Source organism: Paenibacillus violae (genome assembly GCF_032461945.1).
GTDB lineage: Bacteria > Bacillota > Bacilli > Paenibacillales > NBRC-103111 > Paenibacillus_E > Paenibacillus_E violae.
The window spans coordinates 1,351,878-1,367,908 of the sequence record NZ_JAWCUD010000001.1 but is presented as its reverse complement, the minus strand read 5'-3'; the positions used below and the strand labels follow the sequence as shown (position 1 = coordinate 1,367,908).

The 16,031-nt window shown below is 46.4% G+C and carries 14 protein-coding genes; 4 read left to right on the top strand and 10 right to left on the bottom strand.

Going from position 1 to position 16,031, the window contains the following annotated elements:
- Positions 1-17 precede the first annotated feature (17 nt).
- From RQP52_RS06165 to RQP52_RS06135, 7 genes are all read right to left on the bottom strand, one after another.
- The gene (locus tag RQP52_RS06165; RefSeq protein WP_315950115.1) at positions 18-1,202 is read right to left on the bottom strand and encodes an N-acetylglucosamine-6-phosphate deacetylase; all 1,185 of its coding nucleotides are present in this window, start codon (positions 1,200-1,202) and stop codon (positions 18-20) included.
- 45 nt (positions 1,203-1,247) lie between these two features.
- Positions 1,248-2,276, bottom strand: a complete 1,029-nt coding sequence (locus RQP52_RS06160; RefSeq protein ID WP_315950113.1) for a Gfo/Idh/MocA family protein — start codon at positions 2,274-2,276, stop codon at positions 1,248-1,250.
- 21 nt (positions 2,277-2,297) lie between these two features.
- Positions 2,298-3,269 carry a Gfo/Idh/MocA family protein gene (locus tag RQP52_RS06155; RefSeq protein ID WP_315950111.1) on the bottom strand — a complete coding sequence of 324 codons (972 nt, stop codon included), beginning with the start codon at positions 3,267-3,269 and terminating at the stop codon, positions 2,298-2,300.
- Between the two features lie 236 nt (positions 3,270-3,505).
- Positions 3,506-4,582 (bottom strand): Gfo/Idh/MocA family protein, encoded by a 1,077-nt coding sequence (locus RQP52_RS06150; protein WP_315950110.1) that lies wholly within the window; start codon positions 4,580-4,582, stop codon positions 3,506-3,508.
- A gap of 61 nt (positions 4,583-4,643) precedes the next feature.
- Positions 4,644-5,465, bottom strand: coding sequence for a carbohydrate ABC transporter permease (locus RQP52_RS06145; protein ID WP_315950108.1), 822 nt, complete (start codon positions 5,463-5,465; stop codon positions 4,644-4,646).
- Entirely contained in the window at positions 5,462-6,337 is an 876-nt protein-coding gene (locus tag RQP52_RS06140; RefSeq protein WP_315950107.1) for a carbohydrate ABC transporter permease, read from the bottom strand. The genes RQP52_RS06145 and RQP52_RS06140 overlap by 4 nt, the downstream gene beginning before the upstream one ends.
- A 40-nt stretch (positions 6,338-6,377) precedes the next feature.
- Positions 6,378-7,742, bottom strand: a complete 1,365-nt coding sequence (locus tag RQP52_RS06135; protein ID WP_315950106.1) for an ABC transporter substrate-binding protein — start codon at positions 7,740-7,742, stop codon at positions 6,378-6,380.
- Positions 7,743-7,912: 170 nt separating this feature from the next.
- On the opposite strand from RQP52_RS06135, the gene RQP52_RS06130 reads away from it, so the two are divergent.
- Positions 7,913-9,850, top strand: a complete 1,938-nt coding sequence (locus tag RQP52_RS06130; protein WP_315950105.1) for a sensor histidine kinase — start codon at positions 7,913-7,915, stop codon at positions 9,848-9,850.
- Entirely contained in the window at positions 9,822-10,589 is a 768-nt protein-coding gene (locus RQP52_RS06125) for a response regulator transcription factor (protein ID WP_315950104.1), read from the top strand. Before RQP52_RS06130 ends, RQP52_RS06125 begins: the two co-directional genes overlap by 29 nt.
- A 51-nt stretch (positions 10,590-10,640) precedes the next feature.
- Here RQP52_RS06125 and RQP52_RS06120 read toward each other — a convergent pair whose 3' ends face one another.
- Positions 10,641-11,930 (bottom strand): hypothetical protein, encoded by a 1,290-nt coding sequence (locus RQP52_RS06120; protein WP_315950102.1) that lies wholly within the window; start codon positions 11,928-11,930, stop codon positions 10,641-10,643.
- A 133-nt stretch (positions 11,931-12,063) separates the two neighbouring features.
- Between RQP52_RS06120 and RQP52_RS06115 the strand changes: the two genes are divergently transcribed.
- A complete protein-coding gene (locus RQP52_RS06115; protein WP_315950100.1) occupies positions 12,064-12,864 on the top strand; it encodes an AraC family transcriptional regulator in 801 nt (266 codons plus the stop codon).
- Between the two features lie 33 nt (positions 12,865-12,897).
- Here the strand turns inward: RQP52_RS06115 and RQP52_RS06110 are convergent, their stop codons facing one another.
- A complete protein-coding gene (locus tag RQP52_RS06110; protein WP_315950098.1) occupies positions 12,898-14,118 on the bottom strand; it encodes a PASTA domain-containing protein in 1,221 nt (406 codons plus the stop codon).
- Between the two features lie 196 nt (positions 14,119-14,314).
- Between RQP52_RS06110 and RQP52_RS06105 the strand changes: the two genes are divergently transcribed.
- Entirely contained in the window at positions 14,315-14,734 is a 420-nt protein-coding gene (locus tag RQP52_RS06105) for an organic hydroperoxide resistance protein (RefSeq protein ID WP_315950096.1), read from the top strand.
- A 78-nt stretch (positions 14,735-14,812) separates the two neighbouring features.
- Here the strand turns inward: RQP52_RS06105 and RQP52_RS06100 are convergent, their stop codons facing one another.
- Positions 14,813-15,976 carry a serine hydrolase domain-containing protein gene (locus RQP52_RS06100; RefSeq protein WP_379172107.1) on the bottom strand — a complete coding sequence of 388 codons (1,164 nt, stop codon included), beginning with the start codon at positions 15,974-15,976 and terminating at the stop codon, positions 14,813-14,815.
- Positions 15,977-16,031 lie beyond the last annotated feature (55 nt).

Genomic DNA, 16,031 nt, shown 5'->3' with positions numbered 1-16,031 from the left:
GTGCTTTTCAGCTATTTTTATGCTTGTGATACGAGCCTTCCTTCTTTAAAAGTGTTCAAAATATGTAACGATCCATCATCCTTAAACGCAAACAACACGATATCCGCCGGAGCATGTTGTTGAAGCCCTTTAGCCGTCGGCAGGCCCATTAACTCAGATGGCCGGATTGATGCCATCTCCCAGGCATCAGCCAAACTGCATAAGCCTTTCTTCACCAAATGCTGAATGCCCCATACCAGCATTTGTGCGGATCCTGCCAACACCTTGGCATTTTCAGCCAAATGCAGCTTGCCGTCCGGCGCCAGCACGACCTCGCCGCCAATATGCGTGGTATAACGTCCCGGTTCAAGTCCGCTTAGGTAGACTGCATCACTGACGAGAATTGCTTTGTCGCCTTTCACCTTCATGAATACTTTCAGCACCGACTCGGGTAAATGGAAACCATCAGCGATCATACATGCCCAGAGCTCATCTGCCGCCAACTGCTCCCAAATATAATTCGGATGCCTTGGCAGCATCAGGTGAGCTGCGTTACCGAGATGCGTGGACACCTTTGCCCCGGCAGCAATCGCTGAACGAATCTGTTCTGGCGCAGCATTGGTATGCCCAATTGACACCGTAACACCACTTTCAGTACAAAGCCTGATAAACTTATCGGAATCCGGCCATTCCGGCGACATGGTCACGAAGGTAATACGACCTTCCGCAGCTTCCTGCCAATGCTGGAATAACTCCCAATTCGGTGCTGTAACAAACGATTTCCCATGCGCTCCCCGTGGTCCATCTTCGGGTGAGATGAACGGACCCTCCAGATGTATGCCGCGAATGCAGCTATCGGATAGGGGATCCGTACGACAGGCTTCCGTTATGGTGCGTAATATCTGACTAATCTTGTCTTCACTGTTCGTGATTACCGTTGGATAATAGGTGGTGACTCCCTTTTTCCAAATATTACGTGTCAGCTCCATAACTGTCTCCTTCGCTAACGGAGCTTGATTGAAATCTCTTCCCGCGTAGCCGTTGATTTGCAAATCGACCAGACCGGGGCCGATCCATGGCAGCTGCTCCTGAAGCTCAGCTTCCAGCAAGCAAATATTTTCAATGTGACCATTAGCGATGGTTACGTCTATCGGCAATCCTGTACGATAATGTCGACCTGTAACAACGGTCTTCGCCTCACGTTTTGTCTTCTCTTCCGGCAACCCTATCCCCCCTACAATTTCCTAAGTCATGTCAGCTGCAGAGGACTATTTCAGCATAATCTCTTTCCCGCTTCGTGCCGATTCATAGATTGCCAGAATCAAATCGACAGCTTTTCTGCCTTCTTCTCCCGGTACCATGGGATCTCTGTCCTCACGAATAGCTTGGATTAAATCATCAACCAATATAAAATGCCCGTCGTTGGCAATCTGGGAAGGATCATTTTTGGCGCTTACTCTTGGCTCCACCTTAGGCGCTTCTTCTTCACTGTCAGCAAATTTCCACTGCTTGAAACCAGTATCGTCAAAAATAATCGTGCCTTTCTCTCCGTGAAGTTCGAAGCGCGTCTCCTGCCCCGGATACACAGAAGTAGTTCCTTGAATCACGCCGAATGCGCCGTTCTTGTATTTCACAACCGCAACTGCCGTATCTTCCACTTCAATCTCACGAACCAGCGCGGACGAATAGGCAAAGACAGATTGGACATCTCCCATCAGCCACTGAATCAAGTCGATGCCATGCACACCTTGGTTCATCAGGGCGCCTCCTCCATCGATAGCCCAAGTACCTCGCCAGCCGGCGCTTTTGTAATACTGAGGGCTGCGGTAGCTTTTCTGATAAGCATCGCCAAGCACCAGCTTACCCAGCTTGCCAGCTTCTATGGCTTTTTTCGCGACAATAGACGCCTCAGTTACGCGGCGTTGAAATACGCAGCCGAGCTTCACATTTGCCTTGCGGCAAGCATCGATCATAAGCGTCATGCTTTCCGCAGTGATATCAAGCGGCTTTTCACACAACACATGTTTGCCTGCCTGTGCCGCCGCAATGACGACTTCCGAATGATAGCCGCTTGGTACCGCTACCGTAACTGCATCAATATCGTCACGCTTCAGCAGCTGCTGATAGTCCTGATATACATGCGGAATCGAAAAATCAGCGGCTAATTTTCCTGCCTTTTCAATCTCAACATCGGCAATACCAACCAATTCTGCTTGAAAGTTCCCCTGAATTGCCTTCGCATGAGAGGGAGCAATAACTCCGGCTCCTATAACAGCAAATCTCATCTTTTCGCTCATATCATCACTCCTCCTCTATTGTTACTTCACGATCTGCTCAATTCCTGTCTCACTTGAAGCATATACACTCTCGATAACAGAAACGACGGTTTTGGAATACGCACCGGAACAATCCAGCCACGTATCGTTTGTAATCGCATCCATAAAATCTAATAATTGCTGGACCAAAGGCTGCTCAGCCGGCTTCAGCAGGACAGGCTCGTACATACCGTTACGACTTATGGACAGGCCCTTCCCCGTCTCCAGCTTGAGCATACCCTTTGTAAAAATAAACTCCGTTTCATTACGTGAAACTCCTGGATATCCGGATTGCGTAATCACAGCCGGAACACCGGAAGAGGTTTCCATATACATAATCCCGCTGCCTTCAACATCTCCACGTTTTTCATGGAAGCTTACGGATGCCTTCACCTTGGTGACCCTGCTTTGTGTCATCCATTGAATTTTATCAATAGAATGCGCTCCCAGATTCGTCATGATGCCTCCACCTGCTTTACTCTTCTCGAAGAACCACCCGGGTCGATCTGCTCTATAGTAGTTTACGTTCCGCGTATCATTAATCATGACAAGCTTTCCAAGCTCGCCACTCTCAATAATTCGTCTAACCTCAATATTCTCTGGAAAATAATGTTGCGTATGACCAACCATTAATTTAACTTCATTCCGCTCAGCAGCAGCAATAATCTCATCGCATTCCACTGTATTTAAAGCCATCGGCTTTTCAAGTAAAATATGAGATCCATAATCGGCACAGCGGATAGACACTTCTTTATGCAAAAAATGTGGCAGCGCAATCACAGCAATATCCGGTTTTTCTTTCTGCAGCATTTCTTGATAATCTGTATAACCCCTAACGCCATATTTCTTTGCCGTCTCCGCTGCCAGAGATTCATTTATCTCAACAACGGCAACTGGCTCCAATCCTTCAATCTCACTTGCTGCTTCTAAATGTTTGACACCTATAGCCCCTGCGCCCAATACTGCCAGCTTCATACCTGATATCCCTCCCTCTTGTGCGGTCTGTTGTTACCGTCCACCTTAATTCTAATCATAGTTGTAATAGTAAGAAAAATAAATCTGCAGTACTACGAATTATGCACATAATTACGAATCATTCGAATATTAGTGAATCTTCCGAAAAATCGACTATTTGACGAGAAGCACCAAGAACAAAAATAGACCCAAAGCATTACGCTGAGGATCTACATGTCAAATATCGAATTGCCTTCTTACAGCTCCAAGCAAAACTCACTCAAAACATCGTTCACTTTCACGGGGGTACCGCTTTCCATGCTTCTTTCCATCGCTGTCAGAATAGAAAGGGTGTGAATCCCCTCCATCAGATCCGGTTTCGGCGTTTCGCCATGTTCCAGACAATCAGTAAAATATTCAATGTAATTTTGATACTCACCCGCATGATGACTTGTTCCCTCAAAACGGAAATAGTACGGGAATTTCTCTTCGAACGTATGGGTCACAGGCTGCTCCGGCGGAAAATGCGTATGATACAGCAGATTAGAGTAGACAGCTCTACTTGTCCCTTTCGTCCCCCTAAGTGTACAGCTTATACCCGGTTCAATATGCTGCAGCGAGGGTTTGGTGTAGGAACCGGACACTTGGGCGATTCGTCCCTCTTTATCTTTCATCACAAATCTCATCGAATCTGGCGCTGTTAATCCATACTCCTTGTTCGTATTGCTCGAGTGTCCGTAACCGAACACTTCTTCGATTTCTGGCAAATACCATTTGGCCAGATCAACGGCATGAATCATAAAATTATATAACCAACTGAATCCCCGCTGCCTGCTCCAATCTTTCTGCAAAAACCAGCGAGAATCCGATATGTAGGAAGTTTCTACGGTATCTACTTCGCCATGGTAACCTGCTAAGAAATCATTGCGTTGATGGATCATCGGCTCAAAAAATCTGGAACTCTGTCCCACAAAAACATGTTTGCCCGAGCTCTTCCATACCTGAAGCAGGCCGCTGGCTTCTTCCAGAGAATGAAGCATCGGTTTGGTTACAATGACATGTTTGCCTGCTTCTAACGCCATTTGGATATGCCGGCCGTGCAGTTGGTCCGGTGTATAGATAGCTATGACATCGATCTCAGGATCATTGAGCAGATCCATATAGTTAAGGGTATATCGCTGAAACCCGAATTCATCTTTTCGCAGCTTGCACATCTCTTCATTAATGTCGCAAACATTCACCAGATCCCAACGTTCACTTTGCATTGCTGCAGAGATAATGCTGCGTCCTTCCCCAAGGCCGATAACGCCTAGTTTGTATTTAGGCTTATTCATGCTGTTTACAACTCCTTCTTTAAAAATTTAGCTTATCAATCGTCCCATCGTCTGCTGCCTGCTATCCTTTGACGGATCCGGATGTCATCCCGGAAATGATATATTTTTGGCCAATGAGATAGATGACGATGACCGGTAGTGTTGTCAGCACAATATCCGCCGAAACTAAGTTCCAATTCACCTGAAAACGTCCATAAAAGTTATAAACGGCTAACGTCATCGGCCACTTCGTCGAAGAGTTCAAATAATATAAGGGAAGCACAAAGTCGTTCCAAGCGCCCATAAAGTTCAAAATAGCGACTGTCACAATGACCGGTACTAAAAGAGGAAGAACAATCGCGTAAAACAGCTTGAATGGAGGGCATCCATCCACAATCCCTGCTTCGTCCAACTCTTTTGGTACGGAGGCTACGAATCCGTAGATAAGAAATACACTGAATGGGATCGAGCCGACGGCCAGCAAAATGATAATGCCAAGCTGCGTATTAATGAGATGCGTCATTTGCATGACTTTGGTCAAGGTAACAAAGTTAACCGGCATCGCGATGCCCATAATTACGAACAAATAAAGAATCCGATTCATACGCGTTCGGTTTCTAGAAAATACATAAGCTGCAATGGAAGCAAGCGCTATACCCAGCACAGTTGATACACTGGCATATAATAGGCTGTTAAAAAATGATTGGATTAATTTGCCTTGCTCAATAACAATGGCATAATTGCTCCAAGCCAAGCTTTTCGGCAGGTTCATACTCATCGTGTTCGCTTCCAGCTGCGTTTTAAGAGAATTAATGACGATCAGCAGCAGAGGAATGAACATGAGCAGGCTAAGTACCCAAGCAAACACATTTCGAAGCAGGGAGATAACGGGGTTTATTCTCATGCGCTAATCTCCTCTTCTTTGGCCATCAACCGAATCACGAAGTAACCGACAATGGTCATAAACAAGAACAGAACGGTTGACAAAGCTGTACCTACGCCGTATCTGCCTTGCGAAAATTCCTTGAAAATCGTCGTATACAGCACATCCGTCGCGTAGCCAGGGCCTCCGTTCGTCAAAACATACACAACTTCAAAGACTTTGAGACCATGCAATAAATTGAGCACGGTGGTAACGACGAGAGCAGGCATCAGAAGTGGCACCGTAACATATTTGAACTTTTGCCAGCTATTTGCACCATCGATCTGTGCAGCTTCATAATAGGTTTTCGAGATCGATTGCAAACCAGCGAGCAGGATGATCATGATATAACCTACACCCTTCCACGTATCGACGGCGATAATCGATTTGAACGCCCAATTCACATCAACGAGCCACTTTTGCGTCAAGACATCTAGGCCGATTGCGCGCAGTGATTCATTCAGGAGGCCGGTAGCTGGATTGAGCACAGACTTGAAAATAAGGCCGACCACAAGCATCGGAACGATCGAAGGCATGAAAATCATCACACGGTGAAACCCTTTCATGCGAATGCCCTCATTAAGAGCAATGGCAAATGCAAGTCCGAGAACCGTCTTCAGAATCACCGTCGATATCGTAAAATTGAGTGTATTCACAATAAATTTCATGTACTTCTCATCAGCTGAGAACAGCGAGCTGAAATTATCAAATCCAATGAACTGAATATCGCTGGAATACATGTTCCAATCGGTAAATGAGTAATAGAAGCCCATCAAACCCGGTATGATAAAAAAAACCAAGTATAACCCGAGTGTCGCCCAACTGAAATAGGAAGGATAAATCTTATTGTTCATAACGGTAAGCTCCCCACTCCGAATAGAATACTAATCTCTTTTATTTGGCCCAGGCTGGGTCTTTGGCCACTCCTGCCATGTCAGCTCTCCGTTTATCAATGCTTTTCAACACATCGATTGGCTCCATTGCCTTGCTGAACATCGCAACCATATCTTTCCCCATATCCATCCATTGCGGATTGACATAGTTGACATAATCCTGCAGGTCCGTTCCTCGCTTTGGATAAGCCGCAAACAGCTTCTTCTGCTCATCGGTATATTTATCCTTAAGTCCTGTGAAGTTTAGATTGGAGACCGTCTTGTCGTTGTCGACCATATATTGCAGATTTTCCGGTTTGGCTAAAAAGGCTAGATACTGCTTCGCCTCTTCCATATGTTTTGAGCCGGAATAAACGAACTTACTCGGACCACCCGGATTGATGTAATAAAATTGATTGTCGGCAAGCGGAATTGGGAAAAATCCGAAATCTTCGGCTTTCAGCTCGGGATTAATTTTGGTGACATCACCAGGTGTGCTTTGCGTTGACAGGGACATGGCGAATTTACCGCTAGCCAGTTTGTTCGCTGTATCGGAACCGGTGTCAGAGAACGTGTTCTCACCAAAAAATCCGAGATCATACATTTCCTTCAGCTGAGTCAAGGATGTTTTCATGCTTGCATCATCAACAAATTTCTTTTTGTTTGCGTTCAGATCGTTGTAAAGATTAGGCGTAACTTCATCATATCGAGGTCCCGGTTCTGCAAACCAAAGTACATGGTGCCAGCCGTCTGCAATAGGTTCATAGATCGGCGTAATGCCGACTTGCTTAATTTTCAAGGAAGCTTGCTTGAATTCTTCATAAGTTTTTGGCACGCTGATCCCGAGCTTCTCATAGATCTTTTTGTTATATACAACGACAAAGCTGTTGCCGGTATCCCAAATCGTAAGCGCATACACTTTTCCGTTTAATGAAAGCTGCTCCAGTGAAAGCTTATCCTCCCGTTGGGTCCATTCCTGATCGCTCAGATCGACGGCGTTCTTCTCTACGTTGTAATTTAAACTTATCTCGCTTTTGCCGCTTTGTCCGCCGAATAGATCCGGACCTTCCTTAGCATTCAACTTAGTCTTCAATACATTAAAGTATTGGTCGGCTGGAATAATTTGATAATCGATACGGATGCCGGTTTCGCTCTCAAACTTTTTAGCGAGCTGCATCTCTGTATCCTTAATCCACCCTTGACTTGCAATATACGTTAGCGTTACGTCTTTCTTAGCGGGAGTTTTGCTATCAGCTGCAGATGTATTGCTTTTGACTGCGGGCGATGAAGCATTACTTGTCGCACTTGGTGCGGATCCACTACTGCATCCTCCAACCAATGCCACGGTAAATACGGATACGGCCAACATCCATAACGGCTTTTTCATAACACCACTCCCCCCTTGGGTATGACCCTTATAAATCCGCTTACATTTCGGGTATGCCCTCATTATAGATGCCTTGCCCGCGATCTAACATGGAGAAATCCGACTCCTTTTATGTACAAATTTGACTTGCATGCGCTTTCAAGAAAAGCTTTGACAAAACGGTCAGCCCAATGGAAAATGAAAGCATCAAAGGCACACCAACCGCTTGGAGGCAGGTTATGTGGACGAAACACCGCAACATACGATCGATTCTTTTCTCCACCTACTCGTTCATTATCGTTATCGTGTTCACCGTTCTGGTTGCCTGGTTCTATGTATGGGCCTCCGATCTGCTGCGGAAAAATGCGACAGATACCTTGGAAAGCATGGGACAGTCCATGCAAGACAACATTGATTCAGAGTTCCATAAATTAAACGATGTTTCGCTGAATGTGATGTACTCCAATCTCGTGAAGAATCATTTTCAGAGCTATCTGTCCCTCACAACCAATTCGGAAGAGAAGCAGCAAGAGAACGTTAGTGCAACTAGGGCTGAGAAATCTGTGCAAAATGCCAAAGAGTTGACTGACATTCTTACGGCTGCAATCGGTCCATCTCGGCCTGTTGAGCAGCTGTATTTGTATGATTTCAAAAGCAAAGTATATGGCAACGGTTTTGATAATGGAGAACGAACCTATCTTCCCCAAGATAAACCGTGGTTTAACGCAGTGATGAATAACGCAGCCGGAAAATACATTGCTCTTCCTGTCCCCGATGAGGAAATGTCACGTTTCATCTCCTCTCAAGAGAAGCAGTTTTCGATATCTTTGTTCCGTCTTTTCTACGATAACTACAATACGCCAATGGGAATTATCGAAGTGAAGCAGTACTTTAATCGCATATTCAAAAGCGCCATAGATTTTACTGAACGCAATCCCTACCAAGCTAAAGTCCTCGTCTACAATAATGCCAACGAAATCATCTATCCCACGAATGCGGATAAAGAACGATATTTGCCCTATTTGCGGTATAAGGAGACGGATGGAACAGCCGGAGACCAATCGTTTTACAATCAGGATACGGGGGAAAAAGCGCTGTTATCACTGCATTACTCCGACTTTACCGGGCTCAGTACAGTTATTATCGTATCTGAAAACAAGTTGCTGTCGCCTCTTTTCACCTTTGCGAAGCGCACGGTGCTAGTAGCCCTGGTTATTCTGCTCTTGGCTATTTTACTATCCTTTCTTGCGGCAAAACGGATTACAATGCCGATTCAAAAAATTCATCGTTCCATGCGAACCATGCGGCTGGAAGACCTAGGCAGCGAACGTGTTGCTACACCCCAGTTAAATAGCGGATTAAACGAACTGGACCAATTGTATTGGTCGTTCATGAAGATGAGCGCGCGGCTGAAGCAATCCATGGATGATTTGCTGATGTCGCAGTACCAAGAACTGCAAGCGAAACTGATTGCTCTGCAGACGCAAATGAATCCGCATTTTCTGTATAATACACTAACGACAATCCAGGTAATGGCGCAGGAAAATATGAACGCGGAAATCGTTGCCATGACAGAAAATATGTCCGACTTTCTTCGTTATTTCTCGGCAGACGGTTCCCTGGTCGCTCTCAAGGAGGAAGTTCTGCATACCCGAAAATATTTGGAAATCAATCAAATTCGCTTCGGGCGCAAGGTTCATTTCGAATTTGACATCGATGAGCAGCTCACTGAACTACGTATACCAAAACTTATTATCCAACCATTAGTAGAAAATGCGCTCAAATTTGCAACCAAACATCAGCCGCCATGGACGATTCGTGTGAGTGGGACAATCTCAGCTGAACATTGGCAAGTTGAAGTTGCCGATACGGGAGATGGTTTTAGTGAGGAAAGTTTGGTGGTTCTTCATCGGAAAATCAAAGAGATTGATAAAACAAACGTGCTTCCTTTACTCCAACTAAACGGAATGGGACTGTTAAATATTTATATCCGCATGAAACTGATGTACGGTAACAATACCATTTTCAGGATTGTAAACGGGCAAGGCGCAACCGTTATTATTGGCGGAACACTTACGCAAGGGGGTATCAACGAACATCATGGTCATGGAGGAACGGCTGTTCGTTAAGGTCATTGTCGCCGAAGATGAGGATTTGATCCGTAATAATCTTGTTAAAAGAATTGAGAACCTTTGCGATACGGTAAAAGTCATAGGAGCAGCGCAAGACGGCAAAGAAGCGCTTGAGCTGGTGCGCCAAGATCAGCCTGATCTTATCGTGACAGATATTCGCATGCCCGTTATGGATGGGCTGGAGCTTATCAAGTCGCTGGATAGCTACTTTCCTCGCATCCGCAAAATTATCGCCAGCGGCTATGCCGATTTCGCCTATGCCAAGGAGGCTATGCAGTATAATGTCAAAGATTATCTGCTCAAACCGGTTTCAACAGAGGAGCTGCAGCGCGTGCTATCGCGGAACATTTCGCTTATTGAGAATGAGAGGGCTCAGTTTCAGGACCATTTAAAAGGTTTGAACATGCAAACGGCCCAAAATCCCGAGGATATCGTTCAACTTGTCCGTGAGTTTATGCGCGAAAATTTCACCAAAGAGTTAAGCCTTGAGCAAATTGCAAGGCATTTTAATTTCACAGCCTCTTATTTAAGCAAAATTTTTATCAAATACACCTCAGAACCTCCCTCCCGTTACCTGATGACCCTGCGCATTAATGAGGCCAAATACCTGTTGACGCATTATCGCAATTTATCGATAAAAGAAGTCGGCGAACGTGTCGGTTACCTCGATCAGTTTTACTTCAGCCGTATTTTCAAACAAATGACCGGCTTCACTCCCAAGGAATATCAAAGATAAGGCTGCCGAATTTATCCGTGAAGGAAACCCTTCTCGGCGTCTATCGGTGCTTTAATAATTGCCGGCAAAGCGGCTCGGCGGCGGCACATTCCCTTCTTTATCGATGCTGTCCATGTACACGGCTCTCTTCGCGACTGTATCCTCTGCTGCATCCAAGGCTTTCACATTGTCGCCCTGAAACAGTTCATCAATAATCCATTTCTGCCCAAACCCGGCATGAACCACCTCATCGGCCCAATCGAAGTCCTGGAAAGTCGTCATTAACGGGTCCTTGGCGACATCCCGGCAAAATTCCCACTCCTCTCTTTTTCCCGGTGGATATTTCATCGCCGCTTTCTCAATAGCAATGGTTAAATGGGTATACGCTTCATCTTTGTTAAACAATTGGCTCGTCATATCATACCAGCCCGTCCAATTCGGGATGGCATGGACATCGTAGCCCTTACTCCGCAGCGCCGCTTCTCCGAACCAGCAGTGCCTGACTTCATCCCAGCAATGTCTAGCGGTATCGTAGTAAAAGGACCACGGCTTCCCTTCCGTAGAGAAGTGCACATAAGCTACGCCTTCGGCTGGCGACATCTCGAAGTAACGGGAAAGCATCATTTGAAGAAAACGTCCTTCATCATTGTCTTCGAATGTCATGCCCTTCATTTTGATGACTGACGTTTGAAACCGATTGTCTCGGGTGCTCGTGAAAGGAAGCTGAAACGGTTCCGTGTTCACGATCAAACTCGGATTCACCGGTATTTGATCCTCGCATCCATCAATGCCCCCGGCTGCTTGCAGCAGCGCTTGGATATACTGCTTCCAGCTCTCTGCCTTTTCTTTCTCCTCCCTGCTAGCGGCTTCCATAAAGTGAGCAATCGCCTGCTCGCCCCAAACCATTTGCCCTTTGCGGTCGATTAGCTGATGCTGCAAAAGATGTATCGTCGGTTCATCGACGAGCGGTTGAGCTTCAGACAGATACCTGTTCACCGCATTGATTGATGCGGGCTTCAGCACCTCAAATAATGCGACCAGCAAGTTTAGCGTATTGGACGATTCCAAAATGGCAGTCATCAACCGATCTAATGCATCATCCGGGCACTTCTCAAAAGCTCTCACACCCATCCGAAGCTGTTTGCAGCGGTTGCGGAACTGGTTATAGAATTCGGCATCCTGCCAGGTGAACCGAGCTAACGCTCCTTTTACCTCATATTCAGGCCGTGCCGTCATGTGTCCCGCTTCAAGATTCATGCAACGCCGATCAACGTACGCTATACGCTGAAGACGCTTAGCCGACTCCTCAACGGACAAACCAATTCGATCCCACTGTTCGATTCCCATAAACGGATGCAGCATCGTGAAACATCTCCTTCAAATGTTTGTACTAAAGATATCTTGAATACCTTCATATTACGGATAAAACGGTGTAAAATGAATTCACTACAGCACGAAATCTTTGTACTTTTCTACATAAAGGAGATACTTCAACGTGGAATTCATCTCTCATTTAAGCTTAAACGGCAACTTCGGCAAAGTCACTTGCGAGCGGACATGGAAATGGGATACACGGCTGCAGCCGTTGGAGGATTTCGATCTCTGGTATGCCTGGAGTGGTACAGGCACAATGCTTCGAAACGGATTGACATCACCCGTCGGAAGCGGAACATGTTTCATATTCAAGCCGGGAGACCGTACAGCAGCAAGCCATGATCCGCAGCAGCCATTAACAGTCACCTATATTCACTTTTCTTTGGCTGATTATCAGCAATTACTGCCGGCAATGCCATCCGGTACTCATACTGTAAAGGATCGCTTCGTCTTCGAAACCTATCTCAATCGATATGTTGAAGCGATGTTGGAGAACACGAAAGGTTCCGCCATAGAGGGAAAACTGTTGTTAACCTTGATGCTGATGCAGTTAAAACGCGAAGAAGAGCAACCGGCCTTGCACTCAACCGATCATACAACGTCGCTCATTCGGGTGTTAGCTCACCGTATCCGTCAGACACCGGGCATGCCGCATTCGATGGAATCTTTGGCGGAGAATGCCAACTTATCCCCGCGCTATTTTTCGCTCAAATTTAAAGAAGTAATGGGAATATCCCTGGAGCAATATATTATCCAGACACGCATTGAGCGGGCCGAACATTTGCTACGCTATAACGGGATGAATGCCTCTGAAGTGGCTGAAGCGCTTGGATACAAGGACTTGTCTTTTTTCAGCAGACAGTTCAAAAAAGTAAGAGGAAAAAACCCTTCCGAAATTAGGAGAGAAGGGTTGCGGAAATAAATGTTTGAAGTCTACGAGCACAATCACTTCCCGTTATAACCCTTTGCTCACCCAAAACGTGACACGGTCACCATTATGAACAGCGGTTCCTGGAGGGATGTCTTGCTTGAATACGGTTCCCTGGGATGCGCTGCTCGACTCCAAGAAAAACTCGTAGCGAAGACCTGCATCCAATGCCATCTTCTCTGCTTCCTCCCTCGTATGATTGACCAAGTCCGGAACGACGCCAAGCTGATCTTGTCCCGCGCTATCGCCACTCAGCTGAGTTGGAGCAACTACTGGCTCAGCTGTCGGTGTGGCAGTACGATCGGGTGTTGGCGATGCAGATGGTTTCGAAAAATCTGCCCCACTTGTCGCAACTGCTACAGGATCGGCCTTAGCAGTCGTCTGCTGCTTCGCATCGTTCGCATAATCCGAGTTCGAACGCAAGGATAAAAAGAGTACCAAAACGAGTACACTGAGTCCGGCGGGTGCGATCAATAACCATTTGCGAACAGCCTTTTTCTCACTGGATGTAGAAGGTTTGGCATAGGATGGCGTACGAGGCTCTGGCTTCTCACCAGCGATGCCAAGAAGCCCTCCCAGCTCCAGCTGAAAATCTTCAAACGTGCACAAGCCTTCATACGCCTTGCAGGCTAACGCAACGGCACGTTCACGAGTTTCTTCTGCCATATGGGCAAACAACAAACTCATCTCAAATGAGTAAGCACTCATAGAGGATGTAGGAATATCCGTTTTCGCAGCCAGCTGATAGAGCAGCAGCCCCAGACCCGGTGCTCCGCGCCTCCCGTTGTTCCCCTCCGTCCATCGATCCATGATCCGCAGCTGGCCTTGATCTGTGATCCAAAGATTATTCACATCAACCGAAAAGGCTAAATGCTGTTTCATTTGTGCCTCTCGAAGAGCTATAGCCAACTCGTGCACGTACGTAAGTGCTTTGTTTCCGGTTATCACCAAGTCGTTCAGCCGATCGGTCAAAAGACTTCCCGACTCTACCCGAAGTACGGCATACAACGTCCCGTCTTCCGACCCGTAGTCCAGCATCTGCATGAAATGTTTGTTGGAGATCTGCGACGCTTTTTTCATCCAATGTAAAATTTCCTCATTTTCTAGTACATCACTTTCTTGAAAAGTATATATAATAACATCTCGCTCAGAGGTTACATCCTGTCCTCTTACGATCTGTCCATTCGTCAATTGCTTAAGCGGTTGAACGATCCTATATCGGTTTGCAAGATTTGCAGGATTACCCATAGACAATTTCCTCCTTATACGTATAGTTTATTCGCCAACCAGCCATTTTTTAAGTCACAATTGGTCGTAATTACCATATGTTCAAGGCGTACCGATATCGTGTGATAAATGAAGAAAATTTTCTCATAATAACCACTTTTTTCGGGAAATGTATAGGGGACTTACATTAATCATGTACCTTAAGGAGCCAATCATCATGCAAAGTCTATACACAGCAACCGTAACAGCAGTCGGTGGAAGAAGCGGGAAAGTGGTCTCTTCCGACCAAGTCATCTCCCTTGAACTCAAAACGCCAACAGGGCTAGGCGGGCCAGGTGGCCATGGCACGAATCCGGAGCAACTTTTTGCGGCAGGATATTCCGCATGTTTCGATGGCGCACTGAATCTGGCGATTCGCCAAAAAGGCATCAAAGTTGAGGGCACACAAGTAACTGCCCATATTACGATTAACAAAACAGACGACGGCGGATTTCAGTTATCCGCGGAACTCGATGTGACCGTTGACGGGGTTGCCCAGGAAGTGGCCAGAGAACTTGCCAATGCGGCACATCAAATATGCCCTTACTCCAAAGCAACAAGAGGTAACATCGATGTGACAATCAATATTGTTGAATAAGTTTGCCTAATAAAAAGAGGCAAACCCTCGGTCAATGTAATGACCTTGGGGTCGCCTCTTTTTTAATGCTAAGAAATTTTACTCCATCGCTCCATAAACAACAGCCCGAATCCGCGGATGAATAAAAGGCTCGCGGCTCGGAAGCAACTGCTGCATATAGACAATAGAGAGCTCTTCTTTGGGATCGATTAGCAAATAGGATCCTGCCATACCCGCCCAACCGAATTCACCGATTGAACCGTTGTTTCCGCCAGCCGCAGGATCCAGCAATACGCGAACGCCTAGGCCATAGCCATAACCGCTCATTTGCGTCCAGTCGAAATCTCGCAGCTGTTGAGCACTCAAATGATTCGTTGCCATCAATTGAACGGTTTTGGGGCTTAAGATACGAGTTCCACCTAGTTCGCCGCCATTCGAGAGTACTTGCGCAAACTTGCTGTAATCCCCAATTGTCGAAAGCAGCCCAGCTCCTCCGCTCTCCAACTGACAATCCGGCTGATAGCAGGCATCCAATCTAGTGTTAGGTGTCATTGTGCCATCAGCAGCACAATCATACATCGTGCACAGTCGGTCACGCTGATCCTCTCTCATACGGAAGGAGGTATCTTTCATGCCTAGCGGCTCGAAAATTTCCTTCTCCAGAAAATCGCCAAACTTTTGGCCTGACAACACCTCAATCAATGCGGCAAGAACATCGTGGCTCATCCCGTATTTCCAACGAGTACCAGGCTCAAAGGCAAGCGGTACGGACGCAATCGCTTTGACCGCTGTTCGAGTATCCATGGTCTCGGCTGCTTTTTCCATTTTCGCGCGCGTTTGGCGTTCCGTTTCATTGCCGTCTCCACCATATGTAATCCCGGAAGTCATCATAAACAGATCCTTGATCCGAATCGGAGCTCCCGCCGGGACCAAAGTCTTCACACCGAAATCGTTATACTTGTACACCTGCGGGTTTTGAAACTCCGGCAAATAATCACCTAGTGGATCGTTTAGCAGATAAAGGCCTTTCTCATAAAGCATGAGTGCTGCAACACAGGTTACTACCTTGGTCATGGAATAAATCCGGTAGACGGTGTTCAGATTGATCTCTTGCTTTTTGTCCAAATCCGCATACCCCAGGGTTTCCTGGTAGATCACTTCTCCCCGGTGTACTACCGTACATGCACAGCCAACTGGCCCTTTCTCCATAAAGCTCTTCAACAGCGGAGTCAACCGCTCGCCTAATCGATCGTTTCTACCCACAGCCACAGCCCCTCTCGGAAACGTTTTCAACTACTATTATAACGTAAGAATGGCG

What these genes read in the sequence shown, in the direction of transcription:
- RQP52_RS06120 (WP_315950102.1), bottom strand. Translation starts at nt 11,930, where the DNA reads ATGCTGCATCCGTTTATGGGAATCGAACAGTGGGATCGAATTGGTTTG.
- RQP52_RS06110 (WP_315950098.1), bottom strand. Translation starts at nt 14,118, where the DNA reads ATGGGTAATCCTGCAAATCTTGCAAACCGATATAGGATCGTTCAACCG.
- RQP52_RS06105 (WP_315950096.1), top strand. Translation starts at nt 14,315, where the DNA reads ATGCAAAGTCTATACACAGCAACCGTAACAGCAGTCGGTGGAAGAAGC.
- RQP52_RS06130 (WP_315950105.1), top strand. Translation starts at nt 7,913, where the DNA reads ATGGAAAATGAAAGCATCAAAGGCACACCAACCGCTTGGAGGCAGGTT.
- RQP52_RS06125 (WP_315950104.1), top strand. Translation starts at nt 9,822, where the DNA reads ATGGTCATGGAGGAACGGCTGTTCGTTAAGGTCATTGTCGCCGAAGAT.
- RQP52_RS06135 (WP_315950106.1), bottom strand. Translation starts at nt 7,742, where the DNA reads ATGAAAAAGCCGTTATGGATGTTGGCCGTATCCGTATTTACCGTGGCA.
- RQP52_RS06140 (WP_315950107.1), bottom strand. Translation starts at nt 6,337, where the DNA reads ATGAACAATAAGATTTATCCTTCCTATTTCAGTTGGGCGACACTCGGG.
- RQP52_RS06160 (WP_315950113.1), bottom strand. Translation starts at nt 2,276, where the DNA reads ATGAGCGAAAAGATGAGATTTGCTGTTATAGGAGCCGGAGTTATTGCT.
- RQP52_RS06150 (WP_315950110.1), bottom strand. Translation starts at nt 4,582, where the DNA reads ATGAATAAGCCTAAATACAAACTAGGCGTTATCGGCCTTGGGGAAGGA.
- RQP52_RS06155 (WP_315950111.1), bottom strand. Translation starts at nt 3,269, where the DNA reads ATGAAGCTGGCAGTATTGGGCGCAGGGGCTATAGGTGTCAAACATTTA.
- RQP52_RS06145 (WP_315950108.1), bottom strand. Translation starts at nt 5,465, where the DNA reads ATGAGAATAAACCCCGTTATCTCCCTGCTTCGAAATGTGTTTGCTTGG.